Raw genomic sequence first — 4,474 nt, forward strand, 5'->3', positions numbered from 1 at the left:
TCCAAATTTGGCTTTTCTAGGGCAATTGGAGGTATTCTTTTTATCTTTAGCTAAGATACAAATTTTATATTACATTGGCAATCAATTCGTTATAAAGTTTTATTCTTTTCACGACAGTCCCTAAATACGCAACCGAACTCTACTTTTTTATAATGAATTAAAAACATAATTCACTGTTTATCTTGTAATTAACATTTAATTCTACTACTTTATTCCTACTCTTGTTTTACAATCCTTTCTGCTCTAATTATATTTGCATAAACACATCACTTTAAACACTAACAAAAAACTAAAAACATGAAAAATCTTTTACTTATCTGTGTATTTTTTATTCTTTCATTTCTGCAAATATTAGCAGCAGAGAACAATCCTGTAGCAGATCCAAAAGCTATTGTCCGATCTGGGGATATGCGCTTTACAATTCTAACCCCTGAAATGATTCGTATAGAATGGAGTGACAAACAAATCTTTGAAGACCGTGCTTCATTTACTGTGATAAATCGTCGTTTACCTGTTCCAGAATATGAAACATGGGAAGACGAAGAATTCCTATACATCAAAACAGAAAAACTATTATTACAATATCGCTTAAACAGTTTTCCTGGCACATTCAATCCAGCCAGCTCTAAAAATTTAAAAATTACATTTGAGGTGGATGGACAGACTGTCGTCTGGTATCCTTGGAAAAAAGACCCATTAAACCTAAAGGGAACAATGCGCACGCTTGATGGTGCCGACGGAGAAAACAAACGTGCGGAGATGGAAGACGGACTTCTTTCCCGTTCGGGATGGTACGTAATTGATGAGACAGCTGAACGAGCAGATGGAGGCATCAGCCTAATGTTAGATAAGCGTGAAGATGGTGTTGACTGGGTATCTCAACGTCAGGATCCGCCTGCAATGGACTGGTATTTCATGGGATATGGACACAACTACAAAAAAGCTCTTTATGACTTCACTCGCATAGCCGGAAAAATTCCTATGCCACCAATGTATGCATTCGGTTACTGGTATTCAAAATATGAAGACTATAGTGCAGATGATTATAAGAATCTGACTTTAGAAATGGAAGAAAACGGCCTGCCGCAAGATGTCATGGTCATCGACATGGATTGGCACTACTCAGGAAGTGAACTTGACGGAGGAAAAGGTGGATGGACCGGATGGAGTTGGAACACACGTTTGATCCCAGATCCTAAAGGATTGTTAAACTGGCTACACGAAAAGAAACTTAAAGTCACATTGAACCTTCACCCAGCTTATGGAATAGCCCCTTATGAAGATAATTATCAGGCACTTTACAATGACCTTCAATCAAGAGGTATGGATTTGACTGCCGACAGCATCATCAATGAAGATGGTACTATTCGATGGAATTTGGAAAATGAAGATTTTTATAAAGCCTTTTTTAAAAACATAATCCGCCCACATGAAAATATAGGAGTTGACTTTTGGTGGCTTGACTGGCAACAATGGCTGCTTGCAGAAAACGAAGAAAAACTCAGTAACACATTTTGGTGCAATCATGTATTTTACAATGACATGAAAGCAAAAGGACAAGCCCGTCCGATAATTTTCCACCGTTGGGGAGGATTGGGCAGTCATCGTTATCAGATAGGTTTCTCAGGAGACTCCCACACATCATTCGAAACTCTAAAATTTGAAACATACTTCACATCTACAGCTTCCAACGTCGGTTACGGATACTGGAGTCATGATATAGGCGGACACCATCAAAACGGAGAAAACAATCCCGAGTTATTTTTACGCTGGATCCAATTTGGTGTTTTTTCCCCAATAATCCGTACACATAGTTCAAACAATCCGGACGTCGAACGCCGAATGTGGAAATATCCCAACTATCCATTAATGCGCGAAGCGGTAAAACTTAGATACGCAATGGTACCCTATATATATACACAAGCACGCGTTTCCTACGACACAGGTATTTCCCTCTGCCGTCCATTATATTATGAATGGCCAGAAAACAACGAAGCATATAAGCACGATGATGAATATATGTTTGGTAATGATATTTTAGCAGCTCCAATTGTAAAAGCTGCAGATGCAGACGGAACTATAAGTAAAACGATATGGTTACCAGAAGGTAAATGGTATGAAGTTTGTTCTGGTGAAATCTTAGAAGGTAACCAGTCTTATACCCGTACATTTACACAAAGTGACATACCTCACTATATTAAAGAAGGTGCCATCATTCCATATTTCCCCGAATTAATGGATTTGAAAAGCCGTCCTGACAAATTGATATTAAAATTCATCCCGGGTTCAAAAGGTGAATTACGCTATTACGAGGATGAAAATGATAATGACAATTATGAAAACGGAGCATTTACCTTTACACCTATTACCCAAGAAAAAAATGGGAATGAGGGTATATATACAATTCACCCTATCGAAGGATATTTCAACGGAATGCTTAATGAACGTAGCTACGATATTGAATTATTAGCCGTCAATAAGCCTGAGAATGTAGTTGTCAACGGCCTTACATATACTTATGCAAACGATGAAAAGCCTGGTACTTGGAAATATGACAGCGCAAAACGTACAGCCATAATTTACCTTCCTAAAATTGCATGTGATCAGGAAACAAAAATAGTTGTAACACACGGCATGAGTTCTATTAACGACATAAAGGAATCCAAACAAGCTGTCATTTCCTACTCAAGCGATAGCCGACAAATGCAAGTTTCTCTCGACAAAAATTGCAATAATATACACGTAAGTCTATTCGATGTTATGGGAAAAAACCTATTGTCAGACCATTTCAAAGACGCCCGAAATATCCTGCTTGATTTATCAACAATACCTTCAGACGGATTATGCATTGTTCAACTGACTTACGATAATCATATTCAAACACAAAAAATTATTCTTTAAGACTTTATAATTTTAATCAAAAACACATTTACTAACTATTAAAAATTAACGCTATGAAACGTATATCACTAATGCTTATCCTTGCCTTACTTTTCTTAAAAGTAGCGGCCCAAAATTACACCCAAGTCTATCTTATTGGAGGTGCAGCACCTAACGGATGGGATAATAATAAGGCAGAATACATGACACCGGTTTCCACAACTGAAGAAAACGCCATTTTCACTTGGACAGGTCCGTTGAAAGCAAGTGACTTCAAATTCATCAACACTTTGGGAACTTGGCAACCATCTTTTAATGCTCCAACAGAAAATGAGCCTATTGAACTCGGCAAATCTCATAACCTCGTATATAATGAAAGCGGCAATGACCATAAATTCATGTTATCAGAATCCGGGTTTTATACAGTTACCGTCGATTTGAAGAAACTTACCATGGTAGTTGAAAAGGCCAATGTCGAAATACCGGAAGAATTATGGATAACTGGAACAGCTATTCCAGAAGGAACTGTAAAATTATCAAAAATTTATGGAGTAGCCAATTTCGCTTACAACGGCGAACTACAGCAAGGAGAACTTAAAATAATGACAACCCCGACACCAGACGAAACAACAGAATATATCATTCCTTCTGAAGAAGCAATGGACATTACAGGCAAAACAACTCTGACAACAACAACAGACTCAAAACAACCTGGATGGAACGTCATGGTTGCAGATCCTGCTTATAAAATAAAAATAGACCTGGCTGCAAAAGAAGTAAATGCAGAAATATACAAATCACCGGAAATGTTGTATATCGTAGGAGGTGCAACCGAATGCGGCTGGAATGTTGACTCTGCCATCCCTTTTACAAAGGATACCAACAATCCAGACCAGTTTGTATTCACAGGTGAATTAAAAATACGTCCTGAAAATGTCGGAAGCAACGAATTCAAAATTCTTGGACAAAGAACTTGGGATCCATACAGTCTACACCCATATACTGAAAATGAAAAAATACTCGAATCAACAAGTTTCAGAATCGGCGGAAACGACACCAAATGGATTGTTGATAGTGACAAACAAGGCATTTACACTATTACAGTAAATACTTTCTATGAGACTATTTCAGCGCGCTTCGAACCGACCTCCAAAGTAGACATGCTTGAAACTGACAAGTATTTTCATTATAATGTATCAGGAAATGAGGTACACGTTTCCATGATTGACGGATATTCAGCTGACAACGTACAACTAATAAGCCTCGATGGAAAAATTGTATATTCTGCACAGAATAAAACAAATAGTTTTACAATAAGCAATAATAGTGCAACTGGAATATATATATTCAAAATCAGCTGCAATGGAAAAGTTTTTGCCCAACAAGTTGCATTACAATAAAATGCAAATAATCAAGGGAACAACAAACTTTGATGAATAAAACAGAGTCCGGCCCAATAATAGTTGGACCGGTCTCTTATTTAAAATAGGGACAGTCGTTTAATTCCGTCATTATGAGTCAATCGGCAGACTGTCCCGGTAATTTTTCCGATCGAACTCATCTTTTTATATTTTCGGCTCCGTTTCGGAGCCCC

The 4,474-nt window shown here is 37.6% G+C and carries 2 protein-coding genes; both read left to right on the forward strand.

All coding sequences use genetic code 11. From position 1 onward, the window contains the following. The first annotated feature begins 297 nt into the window (after positions 1-297). Positions 298-2,901 carry a TIM-barrel domain-containing protein gene (locus tag B5F38_RS13940; protein WP_087409723.1) on the forward strand — a complete coding sequence of 868 codons (2,604 nt, stop codon included), beginning with the start codon at positions 298-300 and terminating at the stop codon, positions 2,899-2,901. Positions 2,902-2,954: 53 nt separating this feature from the next. Then, a complete protein-coding gene (locus B5F38_RS13945; RefSeq protein ID WP_087409724.1) occupies positions 2,955-4,280 on the forward strand; it encodes a SusF/SusE family outer membrane protein in 1,326 nt (441 codons plus the stop codon). Positions 4,281-4,474 lie beyond the last annotated feature (194 nt).

It is taken from the genome of Barnesiella sp. An22, from assembly GCF_002159975.1.
In the GTDB taxonomy this organism is placed as follows: Bacteria; Bacteroidota; Bacteroidia; order Bacteroidales; family Barnesiellaceae; genus Barnesiella; species Barnesiella merdigallinarum.

Bases quoted from the DNA above. Each gene is read 5' to 3' on its own strand.
- B5F38_RS13940 (WP_087409723.1), top strand. From the start codon at position 298: ATGAAAAATCTTTTACTTATCTGTGTATTTTTTATTCTTTCATTTCTG.
- B5F38_RS13945 (WP_087409724.1), top strand. From the start codon at position 2,955: ATGAAACGTATATCACTAATGCTTATCCTTGCCTTACTTTTCTTAAAA.